Source organism: Streptomyces sp. NPDC049813, from assembly GCF_044465085.1.
GTDB lineage: Bacteria > Actinomycetota > Actinomycetes > Streptomycetales > Streptomycetaceae > Streptomyces.
The window spans coordinates 204,158-223,373 of record NZ_JBITLI010000001.1 but is presented as its reverse complement, the minus strand read 5'-3'; the positions used below and the strand labels follow the sequence as shown (position 1 = coordinate 223,373).

General features: G+C 72.9%; 14 protein-coding genes and 1 pseudogene. 8 read left to right on the top strand and 7 right to left on the bottom strand.

Annotated elements, in window-relative coordinates:
- The first annotated feature begins 6 nt into the window (after positions 1-6).
- The 4 genes and pseudogenes from galE (at position 7) to idi (ending at position 3,758) form a co-directional block, all read left to right on the top strand.
- Entirely contained in the window at positions 7-999 is a 993-nt protein-coding gene (galE, locus tag ACIBW6_RS00885; protein ID WP_399055108.1) for a UDP-glucose 4-epimerase GalE, read from the top strand.
- 182 nt (positions 1,000-1,181) lie between these two features.
- Positions 1,182-2,117 carry a cation diffusion facilitator family transporter gene (locus ACIBW6_RS00880; RefSeq protein ID WP_399055105.1) on the top strand — a complete coding sequence of 312 codons (936 nt, stop codon included), beginning with the start codon at positions 1,182-1,184 and terminating at the stop codon, positions 2,115-2,117.
- A 162-nt stretch (positions 2,118-2,279) separates the two neighbouring features.
- Positions 2,280-3,020 (top strand): annotated as a pseudogene (locus tag ACIBW6_RS00875) (class I SAM-dependent methyltransferase); the annotation flags it as partial.
- A gap of 144 nt (positions 3,021-3,164) precedes the next feature.
- Positions 3,165-3,758 (top strand): isopentenyl-diphosphate Delta-isomerase, encoded by a 594-nt coding sequence (idi, locus tag ACIBW6_RS00870; RefSeq protein WP_399055103.1) that lies wholly within the window; start codon positions 3,165-3,167, stop codon positions 3,756-3,758.
- Positions 3,759-3,770: 12 nt separating this feature from the next.
- Here the strand turns inward: idi and ACIBW6_RS00865 are convergent, their stop codons facing one another.
- A complete protein-coding gene (locus ACIBW6_RS00865; protein WP_399055101.1) occupies positions 3,771-4,310 on the bottom strand; it encodes an ATP-binding protein in 540 nt (179 codons plus the stop codon).
- Positions 4,311-4,518: 208 nt separating this feature from the next.
- On the opposite strand from ACIBW6_RS00865, the gene ACIBW6_RS00860 reads away from it, so the two are divergent.
- Entirely contained in the window at positions 4,519-5,283 is a 765-nt protein-coding gene (locus tag ACIBW6_RS00860) for an enoyl-CoA hydratase/isomerase family protein (RefSeq protein ID WP_399055099.1), read from the top strand.
- A 33-nt stretch (positions 5,284-5,316) separates the two neighbouring features.
- On the opposite strand, the gene ACIBW6_RS00855 is transcribed toward ACIBW6_RS00860, so the two are convergent.
- Positions 5,317-5,952 carry a DJ-1/PfpI family protein gene (locus tag ACIBW6_RS00855; protein WP_399055097.1) on the bottom strand — a complete coding sequence of 212 codons (636 nt, stop codon included), beginning with the start codon at positions 5,950-5,952 and terminating at the stop codon, positions 5,317-5,319.
- Positions 5,953-5,966: 14 nt separating this feature from the next.
- Positions 5,967-6,968, bottom strand: coding sequence for a GlxA family transcriptional regulator (locus ACIBW6_RS00850; protein WP_399055095.1), 1,002 nt, complete (start codon positions 6,966-6,968; stop codon positions 5,967-5,969).
- A 116-nt stretch (positions 6,969-7,084) separates the two neighbouring features.
- On the opposite strand from ACIBW6_RS00850, the gene ACIBW6_RS00845 reads away from it, so the two are divergent.
- Positions 7,085-7,960: a hypothetical protein gene (locus ACIBW6_RS00845; RefSeq protein ID WP_399055093.1), complete on the top strand. Its 876-nt coding sequence runs from the start codon at positions 7,085-7,087 to the stop codon at positions 7,958-7,960.
- Between the two features lie 123 nt (positions 7,961-8,083).
- Positions 8,084-10,453 (top strand): Tex family protein, encoded by a 2,370-nt coding sequence (locus tag ACIBW6_RS00840; RefSeq protein WP_399055091.1) that lies wholly within the window; start codon positions 8,084-8,086, stop codon positions 10,451-10,453.
- Between the two features lie 257 nt (positions 10,454-10,710).
- On the opposite strand, the gene ACIBW6_RS00835 is transcribed toward ACIBW6_RS00840, so the two are convergent.
- The 4 genes from ACIBW6_RS00835 to ACIBW6_RS00820 all read right to left on the bottom strand — a co-directional run bounded on the left by ACIBW6_RS00835 (position 10,711) and on the right by ACIBW6_RS00820 (position 17,479).
- Complete coding sequence (locus ACIBW6_RS00835) at positions 10,711-12,348, bottom strand: ABC-F family ATP-binding cassette domain-containing protein (RefSeq protein ID WP_399055089.1); 1,638 nt, start codon at positions 12,346-12,348, stop codon at positions 10,711-10,713.
- Positions 12,349-12,398: 50 nt separating this feature from the next.
- The gene (locus tag ACIBW6_RS00830; RefSeq protein WP_399056357.1) at positions 12,399-14,150 is read right to left on the bottom strand and encodes a BCCT family transporter; all 1,752 of its coding nucleotides are present in this window, start codon (positions 14,148-14,150) and stop codon (positions 12,399-12,401) included.
- A gap of 75 nt (positions 14,151-14,225) precedes the next feature.
- A complete protein-coding gene (locus ACIBW6_RS00825) occupies positions 14,226-15,512 on the bottom strand; it encodes a M14 family metallocarboxypeptidase (protein ID WP_399055087.1) in 1,287 nt (428 codons plus the stop codon).
- Entirely contained in the window at positions 15,509-17,479 is a 1,971-nt protein-coding gene (locus ACIBW6_RS00820) for a Xaa-Pro dipeptidyl-peptidase (RefSeq protein ID WP_399055085.1), read from the bottom strand. Before ACIBW6_RS00820 ends, ACIBW6_RS00825 begins: the two co-directional genes overlap by 4 nt.
- Positions 17,480-17,681: 202 nt before the next feature.
- Between ACIBW6_RS00820 and ACIBW6_RS00815 the strand changes: the two genes are divergently transcribed.
- A complete protein-coding gene (locus ACIBW6_RS00815; RefSeq protein ID WP_399055083.1) occupies positions 17,682-19,157 on the top strand; it encodes a M1 family metallopeptidase in 1,476 nt (491 codons plus the stop codon).
- Positions 19,158-19,216 lie beyond the last annotated feature (59 nt).

The window sequence follows — 19,216 nt, the reverse complement described above, 5'->3', positions numbered from 1 at the left end:
TGCGTCATGACATGGCTGATCACCGGCGGAGCCGGATACATCGGAGCGCATGTGGCACGGGCGATGACCGGTGCCGGGGAGCGCGTCGTCGTCCTGGACAACGTGACGTCGGGGGTGCCGGACCGGCTGTCCCCGGACGTGCCGCTCGTGCGGGGCTCGGCGCTCGACGCCGATCTGGTGCGCCGCGTCTGCGCCGAGCACCGGGTGACCGGGGTCGTGCACCTCGCCGCCCACAAGCAGGTCGGCGAATCGGTCGCGAAGCCCGAGCCGTACTACCGGGACAACGTGGGCGGGCTCGCCACGCTGCTGGAGACGGTCGCCGCCGCGGGCGTGCGCCGGTTCGTCTTCTCGTCGTCCGCCGCGGTCTACGGGAACCCCGACATCCCGGTCACCGACCTCATCACCGAGTCCTCCCCCTGTGCTCCCGTGAACCCCTACGGCGAGACGAAGCTGGCCGGCGAGTGGCTGGTGCGGGCCGCCGGGCACGCGCACGGCATGGCGACGGTCTGCCTGCGCTACTTCAACGTGGCCGGCGCCGCCGAGCCGCACCTCGCGGACGTCGGCGTCTATAACGTGATCCCGATGGTCTTCGACCGGCTCACCCGCGGCGAGGCCCCGCGGATCTTCGGCGACGACTACCCGACGCCGGACGGCACGTGTGTGCGCGACTACATCCACGTCGCCGATCTTGCCGAGGCGCACCTGGCGGCGGCCCGCCGGCTGGCGCGGCCCGACGCGAGCGGCGACCTCACGCTGAACATCGGCACCGGCCGGGGTGTCTCGGTGCGGGAGCTGATCGATCTGATCGCGGAGGTCAGCGGGGTCCCGGTGCCCGCGACCGTCGAGCCGCGCCGCCCGGGTGACGCGCCCCGCGCGGTCGGCTCCTCGGCGCTCGCCGAGAAGGAGCTCGGATGGACGGCGACGCGCGGGGTGCGCGAGATGGTCGAGTCGGCCTGGGCGGGCTGGTGTCTGCGCCACCCCGGGGCCGCCGCCGGCTGAGCCCCCTGCCAGGGCCCTGACCTGCACGCACCCGGCGCCCGGCCGTCAGGGCGTTTGCGCAGGTCAGGGCAGATGACAACGGTGTTCACTGCCGTGTTTGCGCATACCCCTCCCCCGTAGTTCACTGTGATCGCCGCCCCGGCCGGGAGCGGTGCGGCGATCCGGAACGGAGGGCGGTTCCCATGGGGGCCGGACACGACCACGGGCACGGCCACGGGCCGACGACCGGCACGGCCGCCGCCGCCCACCGGGGGCGGCTGCGCATCGCGCTCTCGATCACCCTGACCGTGATGGTGGTGGAGATCGTCGGCGGCCTCCTGGCCGACTCGCTGGCCCTGATCGCCGACGCCGCGCACATGGCCACGGACGCGCTCGGCCTGGGGATGGCCCTGCTCGCGATCCACTTCGCCAACCGCCCGGCCAGCGAGCAGCGGACGTTCGGGTACGCGCGCGCCGAGATCCTGGCCGCCCTCGCCAACTGCCTGCTGCTGCTCGGCGTCGGGGGCTACGTCCTGTACGAGGCGGTCCAGCGGTTCATGGAGCCGGCCGAGACGGCGGGCGGCCCGACCATCGTCTACGGCCTGATCGGCCTGGTGGCAAACATGATCTCGCTCTCCCTGCTGGTCAAGGGCCAGCAGGAGAGCCTGAACGTGCGCGGTGCCTTCCTGGAGGTGGCGGCGGACGCCCTCGGCTCGCTGGCGGTGCTGGTCTCCGCCGCCGTCATCCTGACCACGGGGTGGCAGGCCGCGGACCCGATCGCGTCGCTGGTGATCGGCGTCATGATCGTCCCGCGGACGGTGAAGCTGCTGCGCGAGACGCTGAACGTGCTGCTGGAGTCGGCGCCCAGGGGCGTCGACATGGCCCAGGTACGCTCGCACATCCTGGCCCTGCCGGGGGTCGAGGACGTGCACGACCTGCACGCCTGGACGATCACCTCGGGCATGCCGGTGCTCTCCGCACACGTGGTGGTCAGCCAGGACGTGCTGACCACGATCGGCAACGAGAAGCTCCTGCACGAGCTCCAGGGCTGCCTCGGCGACCACTTCGACGTGGAGCACTGCACCTTCCAGCTGGAGCCGACCGGCCACGCCGAGCACGAGGCGAAGCTCTGCCACTGAACCTCCCCTCCGGGGCCGGCCCGTGCTAGCGTGACCGGCGATCTTCGAGGAGGTGGGTTGATGACTGTCACCGCGGTGACCGCTGCCGTGCGCAGCGACAGGTGCATCCCCATCTTCCGGGCCCTCGCCTGAGCGAGGCCCCCTCCCCAGGAGGTCTCTGCCTTGACCGACGACAGTGATGTCGTACGTTCTTCCTTCTTCGCCCTGCACCACGGGCTTCCCCGCCAGGGCCCCGGCTCCGACGCCACCACGCGGCGGCTGCTCTCCCTCGCGGGCCCGCTTCCGGCGCGGCCGCGCATCCTCGACCTGGGCTGCGGTCCGGGCCGCTCGGCGCTGCTGCTCGCCGCCGAGACCGGCGGCGAGGTGACCGCCGTCGACCTGCACGAGCCGTTCCTCGACGAAGTGCGGGCCGCGGCGCGGGCCCGCGGGCTCGCCGGCCGCGTCCGGGCCGTCGCGGCGGACATGGGCGAACCGCCCTGGCCCGCCGGCTCGTTCGACCTGATCTGGGCCGAGAGTTCGGCGTACAGCATCGGCTTTGACACCGCCCTCGTTCGGTGGCGGGCGCTGCTCGCGCCCGGCGGGGTGCTCGCGCTCACCGAGTGCGAGTGGACCACCGCCTCCCCCTCCCCCGAGGCCCGCGCCTTCTGGGAGCCGCACTACGCGCTGCGGACGACCGCGGAGAACCGGCGGGCGTGCGAGGCCGCCGGGTACGCCGTGCTCGGCGTCGTCGCCCAGCCCGAGTCCGACTGGGACGAGTACTACGGGCCGCTGGCCGAGCGGGCCGACGCCGCCGACCCGGAGCGCCCCGGCATGACCGAGGCGCTGGCCGCCACGCGCGCCGAGCTGGCGATGCGGCGCGAGCACGGCGCCGAGTACGGATACACGGGCTACGTGCTGCGGCCCGTGACCCTGCCGTAGCGGGCGCACGGTGTCCCGTATGTCCTGTCCGGCCGGGTGGCCGGGCGGGACATGCGGGCCGTGGTGAGGTCGGGGACTGTCCGTTCCGTACGGCAGACTGGGGTCCGAGGACCACAGCGAAGGATGGGTATGCCGACCACACCTGCCACCGCGGCGCACAGCTCGTCGAACGGCACCGGAGAAGCGATCTTGCTGGAACTCGTCGACGAGGACGGCAGGACGATCGGCACGGCGGAGAAGCTCGCCGCCCACCAGGCCCCGGGCCGCCTGCACAGAGCGTTCTCGGTTTTCCTCTTCGACGAACAGGGCAGGCTGCTGCTCCAACAGCGGGCGCTCGGCAAGTACCACTCCCCCGGCGTGTGGTCGAACACCTGTTGCGGCCACCCGTATCCCGGGGAGGCTCCTTTCGCGGCGGCCGCCCGGCGTACGTTCGAGGAGCTGGGTGTCTCGCCCTCGCTGATGGCGGAGGCCGGCACGGTGCGCTACAACCACCCGGACCCCGCGTCGGGTCTGGTGGAGCAGGAGTTCAATCACCTTTTCGTGGGAATGGTGCAGGCGCCGCTCGCCCCCGACCCGGAGGAGGTCGGGGCGACCGCCTTCGTGACCGCCGCGGAGCTGACCGAGCGGCACGGCCGGGACCCGTTCTCCGCGTGGTTCATGACCGTGCTCGACGCGGCCAGGCCGGCCGTCCGGGAGCTGACGGGCCCGGCCGCGGGCTGGTAGCGGGCAGCGGGCTCAGGGCGACGCGCTGAGGGGCAGGGCGGCCCAGATCACCTTGCCCCCGCTCGCGGTGTGCTCGACGTCGCAGGCGCCGCCCGCCTCCGCGGTGATCTCCCGGACGAGCAGCAGGCCGCGGCCACCGGTCTGACCGCTGGTCGCCTCCAGGGCGGTCGGCCGGTAGGGGTGGTCGTCCTCGACCGAGACCCGCACCCACTCCGCCCCGACGGCGACCTCGACGGCGAGCATCGGCGAGAGCAGGGCGGCGTGCTTCACCGCGTTGGTGACGAGCTCGGAGACGATCACCAGCAGGCCGTGGACCAGGTCGTCGTCGACGGGCACCTCCTGCCGCACGAGCAGTTCGCGCACCGCGCGGCGGGCCTGCGGCACCGAGGCGTCGACCGCCGGCGCCGTGAACCGCCAGACACCCTCGTACGGCCGCGGCCCGTCCGTGGCACACCCGGGGGGCGCTCCCCCGTCGCTCTGCGGAAGTGCGCGGGCCCCCAGCCCGTCGTCACCCATCGCCCGGTCGCCGCCTCTGCGCTCGATTGTCACCACCCTCCGAGTGTTGGCACCCCGCAGGTCCGTACCGGACTACTGACCAGAAGTCAGCGGGTATCGGCGGAATACGACCGTGGACGTCCACTCGCGTCGGACATTCGACCGGTCCTGTCGTGATCGTTCCGTTTCCCGCCCGCTTCGGCGTGCCGCCTGATCCGCCGGGCGCCCGTCCGGCCTGGCGGGCACTGCGGATACCATCCGGCGCATGGCCTCCTCGTCCTCCGCGCAGCTCACGCACACCGTCGCCGACGGGGTCGCCACCGTGGTCATCGACCACCCGGCCAAGCGCAACGCCATGACCGACCCGATGTGGGCCGCGCTGCCGCCGCTGCTGCGGGCGCTCGCCGCGGACCCGGGGGTCCGCGTCCTGGTGCTCACCGGGGCCGGCGACACCTTCTGCGCCGGGGCCGACATCTCCACGCTCGCCTCGGGGGCGGGCGCCGCGCAGCAGCTGGCCGTGGCCGCGGAGGAGGCGCTCGCCGCGTTCGCGAAGCCGACCCTCGCGGTGGTGCGCGGCTTCTGCGTGGGCGGCGGCTGCCAGCTCGCGGCCGCGTGCGACCTGCGGTTCGCCGCCGAGGACGCGCTCTTCGGGGTGACCCCGGCGAAGCTCGGGATCGTCTACCCCGCTTCCTCGACCCGCCGCCTCGCGGCGCTGGTCGGTCCGGCGAGCGCCAAGTACCTGCTCTTCTCCGGCGAGTTGATCGACGCCGGGCGGGCGCTGCGCACCGGGCTGCTCGACGAGGTGTGGCCCGAAGACGAACTGGACAAGCGCGTCGCGGAGTTCACCCGCACCCTCGCCGGGCGCTCGCAGCTGACGCAGGCGGCGGCGAAGGAGTTCGCGGCGGGCCGCACCGACCGGGACGCGTACTGGGCGCAGCAGGCCCGCGGCAGCGGCGACACCGCGGAGGGGGTCGCCGCCTTCCTGGAGCGCAGGGCGCCGCGCTTCGCCTGGTCGCCGCCGGGCGACTGAGCGCGGGCCGCCGCGGGTCGCCCGGGCGCGGGATCACTGGACGACGAACCTGCTTCCGGAGCGGAACTCCTCGACGAGGCGGGCGGGCGCCTTGTGCGGCGAGCCCGCGTCGTAGGGCGGCTGCGGGTCGTACTCGATGAGCAGCTGCACGGCCTGCGCGTGCTCGTCGCCCGCGATCCTGCCGAGCAGCGTGAGCCCCATGTCGATGCCGGACGAGACCCCGGCCGCGGTGACGTACTTGCCGGCGAGGACGACGCGCTCCTGCGCCGGGTGGGCGCCGAACTCCGTCAGGGCGTCGAGCGCCAGCCAGTGCGAGGTGGCGCGCCGCCCCCGCAGCAGGCCCGCGGCGGCCAGCAGCAGGGAACCCGAGCACACCGACGTGGTCCAGGTGCTGGTCGCGTCGGCCGCGCGCAGCCAGCCGAGCAGGGCCTCGTTCGTCATCTGCGCGCTCTGTCCCGGGCCGCCCGGGACGACCACGACGTCCGGGCGGGGGACCTCGTCCAGGGTCCGGTCCGCGGTGAGCGCGAGCGCGCCGGTGTCGCTGCGGACGGGGCCCCGCTCCTCGGCGACGAAGACGAGGTCGGCGCCGGGCAGGCGGCCGAGGGTCTCGTAGGGGCCGACGGCGTCGAGGGCGGTGAAGCGGTCGAACAGGACCACGGCGATCTGCACGGTGTTTCCTCTCGTCAGGACGGGTCGGCCCGTTCGGGGACCGGTCGGCGGGGTGGGACGGGCGCGTGGAACCGGCGGCGGTACTCGGCCGGTGACGTGCCCAGGGTCTTGAGGAAGGCGCGGCGCATCGCCTCCGGCGTGCCGTAACCGCCGGCCCGGGAGATCTCCTCGACGCCGTCGCGGGTGTCCTCCAGAAGGCGGCGGGCGTGCTCGACGCGGACGCGCTCCACGTACTTGCCGGGGGTCAGGCCGGTCTCCGCCTGGAAGGCGCGCGCGAAGTGGCGCGGCGACAGCCGCGCGCGGGCCGCCAGCGCCTGCACGGACAGGTCGGCCCCGGGGTGCTCGGTGATCCACTGCTGGACCTCGCGCAGCGGCTCCCTGCGGGCCGTCTGGGCGGCGAGCTGGGCGCTGAACTGGGCCTGATTCCCGGGCCGCCGCAGGAAGACGACCAGGTGACGGGCGACCGTCAGGGCGATCTCGCGGCCGTGGTCCTCCTCGACGAGGGCGAGGGCGAGGTCGATGCCGGCGGTGACGCCCGCGGACGTGGCCACGTTCCCGTCGCGGACGAAGACGGGGTCCGGGTCGACCTCGACCTCGGGGTGGTCGCGGGCGAGGAGCGCGCAGTACTTCCAGTGGGTCGTGGCGCGGCGGCCGTCCAGCAGACCGGCCCGGGCGAGGAGGAGCGCGCCCGTGCACACGGAGACGATCCGCCCGGCCGCCGGCGCGTTCGCCCGCAGCCAGTCGGTGAGCCGCGGATCGGGCCGGCGCGTCCCCTGCCCGCCGGGGACCAGGACCGTGTGCGGGGCCGGGGCGTCGGCGAGGGCGCGGTCGGGGACGAGGGTCAGACCGCTCGACGTCCGCACGGGGGCGCCGTCGAGGGAGGCGGTGCACAGGCGGTACCCGTGGGCGGCCGGGCCGGCGGCGAGGGAGGCGCCGGCGAAGACCTCGACGGGGCCGGTGACGTCCAGGCTCTGGACGCCGTCGAAGAGGACGACGAGCACGGTGCGGGGCGGCATGGCCCTCATTCTTCGCGGGCGGCGGGGAGGGCCGCAATGACGGATACCCCTCCTTTCCTGCCATGGTCGGCCGCCCCGCGCCCCCTGACGTACCAACCGGTCGGTAACGTACGGGGATGAGCCCTGACCCGCGCCTGCGCGCCGCCCGCCGCTGTCACAACGTCCTCAACCCCTTCCACTCCACGCACTACTTCTCGCCCGACCTGGCCGCCGAGATGACCGCCATCGGGATCGAGGACCGCAACGCCGCCTACTTCGCGGCGCGCGCCGCGGCGCTGGGGGCCGTCGGCGCCGGGACGGTCTCCTCGACCTTCTACAACTTCAAGCACGACCTCGTGGCCCGGCACGTGCCCGCCGTGTGGCGGACGGCCTCCCCGGAGACCGTGCTCGCGGCACGCGCGCGTGCCGTCGACGCCACCCTGCGGCGGCTGCTCGGCGCGGAGGCGCTCGCCTCCGCGGAGCTGGCCGAGGCCGCCGCACTGGCGCTGCGCGCCACGGAAGCCTGCACACGGCACGCCCGCCCCCTGTACGCGGCCCATGCGGACCTGCCCGTCCCGCAGGAACCGCACCTCGCGTACTGGCACGCGACCACGCTGCTGCGCGAGCACCGCGGCGACGGGCACCTCGCCGCGCTGCTCGCCGCGGAACTCGACCCGGTGGAGGCGCTCGTCAGCCATGTCGCCACCGGCAAGGGCATGGCCCCGAAGTGGCTGCTCGCCACGCGCGGCTGGACGCGCGCCGAGTTCGACGAGGCGGCCGGGCGGCTGCGCGCGCGGAACCTGCTCACCGGCGACGCGGAGCTGACGCTCACCGAGGAGGGCGCCGCGCTGCGGGCCGCCCTGGAGGAGCGCACGGACGCCCTGGACCGGGCGCCGTACGAGCACCTCGGCGAGGCGGGCGTGGCCCGGCTGACCGAACTGGCCACGGGCTTCGCCGGCGCGGCGCTGGGCAACGGCGCGTTCCCCGCGGACCTGATCGGCAAGGCCGCCTGAGCCCCGGGGCGGCCGCGGCCGGGCCGCGCGGCACGTGCGCGGCTCCGTGCCCTGCTCCCCCGGTGCCGGTGTCACCTGCCACAATTGCCGCGCAACCTCATTCGACATAGGCGGTACGGGATCGTGGCGACACCCACTGTTGGGTCCATCGAAAGCAGGATCGCCGAGGAACTCGGCGTACGGGAGCGGCAGGTGAAGGCCGCCGTCGAGCTGCTGGACGGCGGTTCGACGGTGCCTTTCATCGCCCGCTACCGCAAGGAGGCGACGGAGTCCCTCGACGACGCGCAGCTGCGCACCCTGGAGGAGCGGCTGCGGTACCTGCGGGAGCTGGAGGAGCGGCGGGCGTCGGTCCTGGACTCGGTGCGCGAGCAGGGCAAGCTCACCGAGGAGCTGGCGGCGCGGATCCGCGCCGCCGACACCAAGGCGCGCCTGGAGGACATCTACCTGCCGTTCAAGCCGAAGCGGCGGACGAAGGCGCAGATCGCGCGCGAGGCGGGCCTGGAGCCGCTGGCGGACGGCCTGTTCAAGGACCCGTCGGTGGAGCCGCTGGCCGCCGCCGCGGCGTTCGTCGACGCCGGCAAGGGCGTCGCCGATCCGCAGGCCGCGCTCGACGGGGCCCGCGCGATCCTCACCGAGCGGTTCTCCGAGGACGCCGACCTCATCGGTGAGCTGCGCGAGCGCATGTGGACGCGCGGCCGGCTCGTCGCGAAGGTGAAGTCCGGCAAGGAGGAGGCCGGCGCCAAGTTCGCCGACTACTTCGACTTCGCCCAGCCCTTCACGGAGCTGCCCTCGCACCGGGTCCTGGCGATGCTGCGCGGCGAGAAGGAGGACGCCCTCGAACTGGTCCTGGAGCCCGAGGAGCCCGCCGACGAGGGCGGCCCCGCCGCCTCTTCGTCGTACGAGCCGATCGTCGCCGGCCGGTTCGGGATCCGCGACGAAGGGCGGCCGGGCGACAAGTGGCTGGCGGACACCGTCCGCTGGGCCTGGCGCACCCGCATCCTGGTGCACCTCGGCATCGACCTGCGGCTGCGGCTGCGCACGGCCGCCGAGGACGAGGCCGTCAAGGTCTTCGCGGCGAACCTGCGGGACCTGCTGCTGGCCGCCCCCGCGGGCACGCGCGCGACGCTGGGGCTCGACCCCGGTTTCCGTACGGGGGTGAAGGTCGCGGTCGTCGACGCGACGGGCAAGGTCGTGGCGACCGACGTCATCCACCCGCACGTCCCCGCCAACCGCTGGGACGAGGCGATCGCCAAGCTGGCCCGGCTCTCGAAGGAGCACGCGGTCGACCTCGTCGCGATCGGCAACGGCACGGCGTCCCGCGAGACCGACAAGCTCGCCGGGGAACTCATCGACAAGCACCCGGAGCTGAAGCTCACCAAGGTGATGGTCTCCGAGGCGGGCGCCTCGGTGTACTCGGCGTCGGCGTTCGCCTCGCAGGAGCTGCCGGACATGGACGTGTCGCTGCGCGGCGCCGTCTCCATCGCGCGGCGGCTCCAGGACCCGCTGGCCGAGCTGGTCAAGATCGACCCCAAGTCGATCGGCGTCGGCCAGTACCAGCACGACCTCAGCGAGGTGAAGCTCTCGCGCTCCCTCGACGCCGTGGTCGAGGACTGTGTGAACGGTGTCGGGGTGGACGTGAACACCGCCTCCGCCCCGCTCCTCGCGCGCGTGTCCGGCATCGGCACGGGACTCGCGGAGAACATCGTGGCGCACCGCGACGCCCACGGCCCCTTCGGCAACCGCAAGGGCCTCAAGGACGTGGCACGGCTCGGCCCGAAGGCGTACGAGCAGTGCGCGGGCTTCCTGCGCATCCGCGGCGGCGACGACCCGCTGGACGCCTCGGCCGTGCACCCCGAGGCGTATCCGCTGGTGCGGCGGATGGCCAAGTCGACGGGTGGCGCGGTCGGTTCGCTGATCGGCGACACGGGGACGCTGCGCTCGCTGAAGCCGGCGCAGTACGTGGACGACACGTTCGGGCTGCCCACCGTGACGGACATCTTGAAGGAGCTGGAGAAGCCGGGGCGCGACCCGCGGCCCGCCTTCAGGACGGCCACCTTCAAGGAGGGCGTCGAGAAGATCGGCGACCTGGAGCCGGGGATGATCCTGGAGGGCGTCGTGACGAACGTGGCGGCGTTCGGGGCGTTCATCGACGTCGGCGTGCACCAGGACGGGCTCGCGCATGTGTCGGCGCTGTCCCGCACGTTCGTGAAGGACCCGCGTGACGTCGTGAAGCCCGGCGACATCGTGAAGGTCAAGGTCCTTGAAGTCGATGTGGCGCGCAAGCGGATCTCGCTGACGCTGCGGCTCGACGACGAGAAGCCATCCGGCGCGGACCGGGGCGGGCGGGGCGGCGACCGCAAGCCGCCGCGGCAGTCCCGGCAGGGGCAGCCGGGCGGCCGCGGCGGGTCTTCCGGCGGCGGCAAGGGGCGGCCCGCTGCCGCGCCGGCCAACTCCGCCATGGCCGATGCTCTGCGCAAGGCCGGCCTCACGTAAGGCCGGCCTCAGCGCCGTCGGGGCGGATGACCGTGGGGAGCCGCGCGCCGGCTCGTGGCTGAGCGCGCAGTTCCCCGCGCCCCTAGGGCCTGTCTGACAATTCCCGTCGTCGCCCGGAGGGCGGCCCCGCGGCGTCTGGTGCGTGCTCTCGGCGTGCCGGGCGCAAGGCCTCGTACTGGACGTACTTGGCCTTGTGCCCGGTGCGGCGAGAGTGCGTGCCAGGCGTCGTGGGGCAGACGGGAATTGTCAGACAGGCCCTAGGCGGCTGTCACTTTCCCCGCGTTCACTTCGAAGCGCCTTGTCGTGTGGACCGCGTCCAGCATGCGGCGGTCGTGTGTGACCAGCAGCAGCGTGCCGTTGTACGAGTCGAGGGCCGACTCCAGCTGCTCGATGGCGGGCAGGTCGAGGTGGTTGGTCGGTTCGTCCAGGACCAGCAGGTTGACGCCCTTGCCCTGGAGCAGGGCGAGGGCGGCGCGGGTGCGCTCGCCGGGTGAGAGGGTCGCGGCCGGGCGCAGGACGTGGCCGGCCTTGAGGCCGAACTTGGCGAGCAGCGTGCGGACCTCCGCCGGTTCCGTCTCGGGCACGGCCGCGCAGAACGCGTCGAGCAGCGCCTCCGTGCCGTGGAACAGGGCGCGGGCCTGGTCGACCTCGCCGACCACGACGCCGGAGCCGAGCGTCGCGTGCCCCGCGTCCAGCGGAAGGCGGCCGAGCAGGGCCCCCAGCAGCGTGGACTTCCCGGAGCCGTTGGCGCCGGTGATGGCGATCCGGTCCGCCCAGTCGACCTGGAGCGTCACCGGGCCGAAGGTGAAGTCGCCGCGCCGCAGCTCGGCACCGTTCAGCGAGGCGACGACCGCGCCGGAGCGGGGCGCCGCCGCGATCTCCATGCGCAGCTCCCACTCCTTGCGGGGCTCCTCGACGACGTCGAGCCGCTCGATCATGCGCTGCGTCTGGCGGGCCTTCGCGGCCTGCTTCTCGCTGGCCTCGCTGCGGAACTTGCGGCCGATCTTGTCGTTGTCGGTCGCCTTGCGCCGGGCGTTCTTGACGCCCTTGTCCATCCAGCCGCGCTGCATCTGCGCGCGGCCTTCGAGCGCCGACTTCTTGTCCGCGTACTCCTCGAACTCCTCGCGCGCGTGGCGCCGGGCCACGTCGCGCTCCTCCAGGTAGGCCTCGTAGCCGCCGCCGTAGAGGTTGATCTGCTGCTGGGCGAGGTCGAGCTCCAGCACCTTGGTGACCGTGCGGGTGAGGAACTCGCGGTCGTGGCTGACGACGACGGTGCCCGCGCGCAGGCCCCGGACGAAGCTCTCCAGGCGCTCCAGGCCGGCCAGGTCGAGGTCGTTGGTCGGCTCGTCCAGCAGGAAGACGTCGTAGCGGGAGAGCAGGAGGGAGGCCAGGCCCGCGCGGGCGGCCTGGCCGCCGGAGAGCGACGTCATCAGCTGGTCGAGGCCGACGCCCAGGCCGAGCTGTCCGGCGACCTCCTCGGCGCGCTCGTCGAGGTCGGCGCCGCCGAGATCGAGCCAGCGCTCCAGGCTGATCGCGTACGCGTCGTCGGCGCCCGGGGCCCCGTCGACGAGGGCCTGGGTGGCCTCGTCCATCCGGCGCTGCGCCTCGTCGACGCCGGTGCGCCGGGCGAGGAAGTGCCGGATGCTCTCGCCGGGCCTGCGGTCCGGTTCCTGCGGGAGGTGGCCGACGGTCGCGGTCGGCGGGGAGAGGCGCAGTTCGCCCTCCTCCGGGGTGGCGAGGCCGGCGAGGAGGCGCAGGAGAGTGGACTTGCCGGCTCCGTTGGCGCCGACGAGTCCGATCACGTCGCCGGGTGCGACGACGAGGTCGAGCCCGGCGAACAGGGCCCGGTCCCCGTGTCCGGCGGCGAGGTTCTTGGCTACGAGGGTGGCAGTCATCAGGGGTGTGATCCTAATCGGGGCGCCGGACCGCGGCGCCCCGGGCCGGATCAGTCGGTGTTCTCCCTGCGCTCCTCGGACCTCGTCCCTTCGCTCTTCGCCGGCTCCGTGCCCGCTTCGGGCTCGGCGGGCCAGTGCGCGCCGATGGGGTCGCCCTCGGTCTCCAGGCTCTCGCCCGGGCCGATCGTGATCTCGAACTCGCCGCCGTACTTCTCGTGTCCGGCGACCACGGCCGCCGCGACGACCTCGGTGCCCATGTCGCCGCGGACGATGAGCGGGTCCTGGCGCAGGTCGCGCATGAGGGCGACGCACATGCCGATCATCACCAGCGTGAAGGGCGCCGCCACCAGGATGGTGAGGTTCTGCAGGCCGGTGAGCGCGTTGCCGGAGCCGTCGCCGATGAGCAGCATGACGGCGGCCACCGCGCCCGTCACCACGCCCCAGAAGATCACGACGAAACGGCCGGGTTCGAGCGCGCCCTTCTGCGACAGGGTGCCCATGACGATCGAAGCGGCGTCCGCGCCGGAGACGAAGAAGATGCCGACGAGGATCATGACGAGCAGGCTCGTCGCGGTGGCGATGGGGAACTCCTGGAGGACGCCGAAGAGCTGGGCCTCCTGGGTGGTGGCCCCGGCGAGCTGTCCGTGCTCCTTCATCTTCATCGCCGTACCGCCGAAGATCGCGAACCAGATCAGGCTGACCGTGGACGGGACGAGGATGACGCCGCCGACGAACTGGCGGATGGTGCGGCCGCGGCTGATGCGCGCGATGAACATCCCGACGAAGGGCGTCCAGGAGATCCACCACGCCCAGTAGAAGACCGTCCAGCTGCCGAGCCACTCGGCGACGCCCTTGCCGCTGGAGGCCTCGGTGCGGCCGATGAGCTGCGGCAGCTCGCCGAGGTAGGAGCCGATGGAGGTGGGCAGCAGGTCCAGCACGATGATGGTGGGACCGGCCACGAAGACGAAGACCGCCAGGATGAGCGCGAGCACCATGTTGATGTTCGACAGCCACTGGATGCCCTTCTCCACGCCGGAGACCGCCGAGGCGACGAACGCCACGGTCAGGACGGCGATGATGGAGACGAGCAGCCCGGTGCCGGCCTTGTCCATCCAGTCCAGCTCCTCGAACCCGGAGCCGATCTGCAGGGCGCCGAGGCCCAGCGAGGCCGCCGAGCCGAAGAGCGTGGCGAAGATCGCGATGATGTCGATGACCCGGCCCCACGCTCCGTGGGCGTGCCGCTCGCCGATGAGCGGCACGAAGACGGAGGAGATCGTCTGGCGCCTGCGCCGGCGGAAGGTGCTGTAGGCGATGGCGAGGCCGACGACCGCGTAGATCGCCCAGGGGTGCAGCGTCCAGTGGAAGAGCGTGGTCGCCATCGCCGTCTGCATGGCGTCGGCCGCGTCCGCCGGGTCGGTGCCGGGCGGGGGTGTCGTGAAGTGCGCGAGGGGTTCGCTCACGCCGTAGAACATGAGACCGATGCCCATGCCGGCGCTGAACATCATGGCGACCCAGGAGACGGTGCGGAACTCCGGCTCCTCGCCCTCCTTGCCCAGGGTGATCTTCCCGTAGCGGCTGACGGCCAGCCACAGCGCGAAGACGACGAAGCCGGTGGCGGCGAGCATGAAGGCCCAACCGCCGTTGTGGATCAGGCCTTTCAGCGCACTGCTGGAGACGCTCTCCAGGTTGTCGGTCGCGACGGAGCCCCAGACCACGAAGGCCAGGGTGAGCACGGCGGTGACGCCGAACACGATCCGGTCGGTGGCGGGGCTCCGGCCGCCTGCGGCGTCCGCTGCGGACAGGGACGCGTCGGGGGGTGGTTTCTGAGGGGTTGACACCCTTTAGGGCCTACCACATCCGACGCGTCCCATACCTGTTCAACAGCGGGTGTCGGGCGCCGCTTCCGTCAGGTGGTACGGCGCACGGGAGTCGAGCAGCAGCGGCACGAGCGCCCGTGCGGACTGCCGCAGCGGTACGTACGCTCCCTTGCCCGTAGCGTGGACGGTGATGCCGTGGAGGGTCAACTCGTCCTTGTACTCCTTGAATTGTGCGGCGGTGAGCCGGTAGCCGCAGGGCGGGTCCTGAAGGATCTCGGCAGGTTCGGCCGGGTCGTTGTCGGCGCCGCCGAGATAGACAGGGCCGGTGTCGCGGAAGCCGGCGGCGCGGGCCGCGTCCGTCGCCGCTTCGATCCGCCCGGCCCGCTCGCCGGTGAAGCGGAACAGTCCGCCGAGCGCCGCGAGTTGGGAGTCGCGGCGGCGCCGGTTGTTGAGCGCCTCGTCCGCCGCCTCGGCCGGGGTGCCGGGGTCGACGCGGCTCTCGATGAGCAGGCCGAGGGCGTGCTTGACCCCGGACATGTTGCGCAGGATGCGCTCCTGCCCGTCGCCCGCGGTCTGCTTGACCGGCTCGCCGGTGACCGGGTCGGTCCAGATGCCGTACGTGCCCGTGGAGTACCCGGCGGCGTTCGCGGCGGGCCGGACGTAGTCGAGGGAGAGGCTCCTCGCCGCGTCGTGGACCCCGGCGTCGGTGTTCAGGTTGCGCGGCCACAGGTCGAAGAGGGCCTTGTCGTAGTACCGCGGTGTGGCCCCGTACTCGTGCAGGTCGTAGATGACGTCGGGGTGGCGGTCGCGGATGACGGCCGCCATGGCGCGCGCCTCCGCGGTCGTCAGCGCGAGGTGGTCGCGGTTGATGTCGGTCCCGTCGGAGTTGCCGCGGGTGTCGGCGGCGCGGCCGTCGGGGTTGGCGGTCGGCACGACGAGCAGGGTCGTGCGGGCCAGGAAGGCACGGGTGGCCTTGGACTGCGCGTAGGCGAGGTCCCGGATGCGCGTGAGGCACGCCTCGCGGCCGGAGGGTTCGTCGCCGTGCTGGCTGCAGATCAGCAGCACGGTGCGGGCGGAGCGGGGCGCGCCGACGCGCACCAGCTGGAGGGGGCGGCCCTGCTTCGTCGTGCCGATGCGGGAGACGGAGACCCGCGCCGACGCCTTGTCGACGGCGGCGAGCAGCTGCTGCTCCTCGGGCTGACTGGTCCAGCGGGCGCCGTTCGTCCGCTCGAAACCGGTCCGGGGCACGGTGGAGGTGGCCTGCGCGGGGGCGCTCACCACGAGGGGTGCGGCGAGCGCCGCGACGGCGGCGGTGGTCAGGGCGAGGGTGCGCTTACGGGGTTTCATCCGTTGCTGCCTCCGGGGACGGGGCGGTCCTGACGGTAGGGGCTGACGCCGTCGGCCCCGGTCGCGTGCGGGGTGGCGCGGTGGGAGCCCGCGGTGGCCGCCGCGAAGGCCCCGGCGCCGCCGACGACGGGGACGCGGGCCACGGTGCGGGACAGGTCGAGCGTCAGGGTCGGCCTCGTCGACGGCGGGTCGATGAGGTCCTTGTCCGTCCCGGCGACGATCAGGGCGAGCCGGTGGCCCTTGGGCACGACGTGGTCGCTCGCGGCGAGCCGGAGCGTGAGCGTGTACGCCCTGCCGGGGGTCAGCGCGCGGCCCTTGCCCGGGTTCGCGTACGTGCCGAGGTCGGCCCAGCCCCGGCTGAAGACCGTGGCGTCGACGTCGGTGGTGGCGGCCCGGGTGGTGAGGAAGCAGGAGCTGTCGCCGGTGGTGCTCGCCCCGTGGCAGCTGCGGTCGGTGCGGGTCGTGATGCCTTCGCCGGCGCCCGCGTAGTCGCGGACGGTGGCGGGGCCGAGGTCGACGAGGACGGCGCTCAGGTGGGCGCTCGCCGTGGTCGGGGTGGCCCTGACGGTCACCGTCGAGGAGCCGGACAGGCGCAGGTCCTTGCCGAGCGGGCGGCTGACGAACCCGGCCTTGCCCGGAGTCGACGTGTCGATCTGCGCGGCCCAGTCGGTCTCGTTCAGGGCCGGGTCGTCGGTGAACGTCTCGGTGCCGCGGCCGGACTTCAGGCCGAGGGTGCCGACGCCGGGTGCGGCGCCCGTGCCGGGGTGCAGCGCGGTCGGTGCCGCCGTGCGCGCGGGCCAGACCTTGTCGGTGCTCCAGTGGTCGGGGGTGCGCTCGATGTCGGCCATGGGCTCGCGGTCGATGCCGTTGTCGTAGCCGAGGAGCTCGTGGTCGAACCAGCGGTGCAGGGTGGTGACCCAGGCGTCGCGGCGGTAGTCGAACGGGTCGACGTGGCCGGTCTGCGAGAGCCAGATCTTGCGGGTGACGCCGTTCTTCGCGAGCGCGTCCCACCACTGGCCGAAGTGCTTGGCGCGGACGTTGAGGTCCTGCATGCCGTGCGCGACGAAGACGCTGGCCTTCACCTTGTGCGCGTCCTTGACGTAATCACGCTCCTGCCACAGGGAGGTCCAGTCCCCGCTGCGGGGCGCTTCGTCGACGAGTCGCTGCTGGACGGCGGCGCAGCGGGCGCGGGCCGCCGGGCTCTCCACGTAGTCGGAGAGCCACTCGGGGCCGGAGTCGTAGAGCGGGGCGCCCTGCTGGAAGTAGTAGTCGTACCAGGAGGAGATCGCGCTGATCGGGACGATCGTCTCCAGGCCCTCGACGCCGGTGGCGGCGACGCCGTTGGCGATCGTGCCGTCGTAGCTCTTGCCGATCATGCCGGTCCTGCCGTTGCTCCAGACGGCCTCGGCGCGCGCGGCGCCGGTGCGGGTGGTGTAGCCGCGGGCCCGGCCGTTCAGCCAGTCGACGACGGCCTTGGCGGACTGCACGTCGGAGCGGCCGCCGACGTCGACGCAGCCGTCGGAGCGGTTGGTGCCGGCGAGGTCGACGGCGACGAAGGCGTAGCCGCGCGGCACGAAGTAGTTGTCGTAGTAGAGCGGCATCTGGACGACGTGGCCGGCGGCGTCGTACGTCTTGAGCTGGGACTCGTTGCCGCGCCCGCAGCAGGAGTAGTACGGGCTCGCGTCCATGATCACGGGTATCTTGCGGCCCTGTGCGGCGGGTTCGCGCGGGCGCACGACGTCGACGGCGACCCGGTCGGTCCTTCCGTCGTCGTCGCCGTCGACGCGGGTGTCGACCCACACCGACTCGCGGATCGCGTTCCCGTACGAGTAGACGGGCTGCGACGCGCGGGGGGCGGAGGCCGCCTGGGCGGCGCCGGGCGCGACGAGGACGGCGAGCAGGACGGCGGTGGCCGCGGCTGCGAACGTTCTCCACAGGCGAAGGGGGCGTCTGACAGGAATCGGCATGGCGCGGAAGCTACACGGGTCAACTCCCCGGCAACAGAGGGCCGTACGCACCGATGACAGGCGCATGGGGCGCCGAGGCACATGTCGGCCGAATGGCGATCGTGTGACAGCCGGGGCCATGGACATGACCGGGGCGGGAGGTGCTGAATAGGCTCGCGGGACGAGATCAATCCTCGGCCTGTCCCTACGACTTGGAGCTTTCGTGTACCGCAGACTCATCGCCCCCGGCGCGCTGGCGGTCTCCCTTCTGCTGGCGATCCCGGCGTCGGCCGCCGACTTCCACCCGGGTGCCGCGGGCATCGGCGACCCCTACTACCCGACGTACGGGAACGGCGGCTACGACGTCTCCCACTACGACCTGCGTCTGAAGTACCAGCCGAAGACGGACCTGCTGGAGGGCACGGCGACCATCCTCGCCACCTCCACGCAGGACCTGTCGCGGTTGGACCTCGACTTCGGGCTCACCGCGAGCGAGGTCCGGGTGAACGGCAAGAAGGCGGCGTTCGCCAAGTCCGGCGTACAGGAACTGGAGGTGACGCCCGCGGCCGGGCTGCCCAAGGGCGTCCCGTTCACGGTCGTCGTGAAGTACGCGGGCAAGCCGTCCGAGGTGAAGCTGTGGGGCTTCACGTCCTGGCAGCGCACCCCGGACGGCGGCGTCGCCGCCAATGAGCCGGAGGCGGCCGCCTGGTGGTTCCCCTCCAACGACCACCCGCGCGACAAGGCCACGTACGACGTGTCGGTCTCCGTGCCGGACGGGACCCAGGCGATCTCCAACGGCACGCTCCAGTCGCAGAGTTCGAAGCTGGGCTGGACCCGCTTCAACTGGCGCTCCAGCAAGCCGCAGGCCACCTACCTGGCGACGCTCGCCGTCGGCAAGTTCGACATCACGACGGACACGACCGCGGACGGGCTGCCCGTCGTCAACGCGTACAGCAAGGACCTCGGCGCGAACGAGGGCGCGGCCAAGGCGAGCGTGGAGCGCACGACCGAGGTCGCCGAGTGGCTGGAGACGGTCTTCGGGAAGTACCCGTTCGAGGCGCTCGGCGGGTACGTGCCGAACGTGCCGTCGTCGTTCGCCCTGGAGACGCAGACGCGGCCGTTCTACTCGCCGAAGCAGTTCGCGGGCGGCTCGAACGTGTCCGTCGTCGTCCATGAGCTGGCGCACCAGTGGTACGGCGACAGCGTCTCCGTCGACAACTGGAAGGACATCTGGATCAACGAGGGCTTCGCCCGCTACAGCCAGTGGCTGTGGTCCGAGAAGGAGGGCGAGGGCACGGCCCAGGAGCTCGCGGACTACGTGTACGCGCAGCATCCGGCGGACGACGCGTTCTGGCAGGTCGCGCCGGGTGACCCGGGGGCGGAGAACCAGTTCGACGCGGCCGTCTACGACCGGGGGGCCGTCGCGATCCAGGCGCTGCGCAACGCGGTCGGCGAGAAGAAGTTCTTCAAGATCCTCAAGGGGTGGCCTTCGGTGCACGCGTATGGCAACGCACGCGTCTCCGACTTCGTGCAGTACGCGGAGAAGGTGTCCGGGAAGCCGCTGGCCGGGCTGTTCGACACGTGGCTGTACCAGCCGGTGAAGCCGTCCGCGTCCGCGCTGGGGGCCGTGTCGGCGCCCAAGCGGCCCAAGTCGTGGACGAAGATCGCCGCCACGAACGGGGTGCACGCGGAGCGCTGAGCGGCTGCGGCCCGGTGGGGGCTGGTCGCGCAGTTCCCCGCGCCCCTCATCGGCCGTCG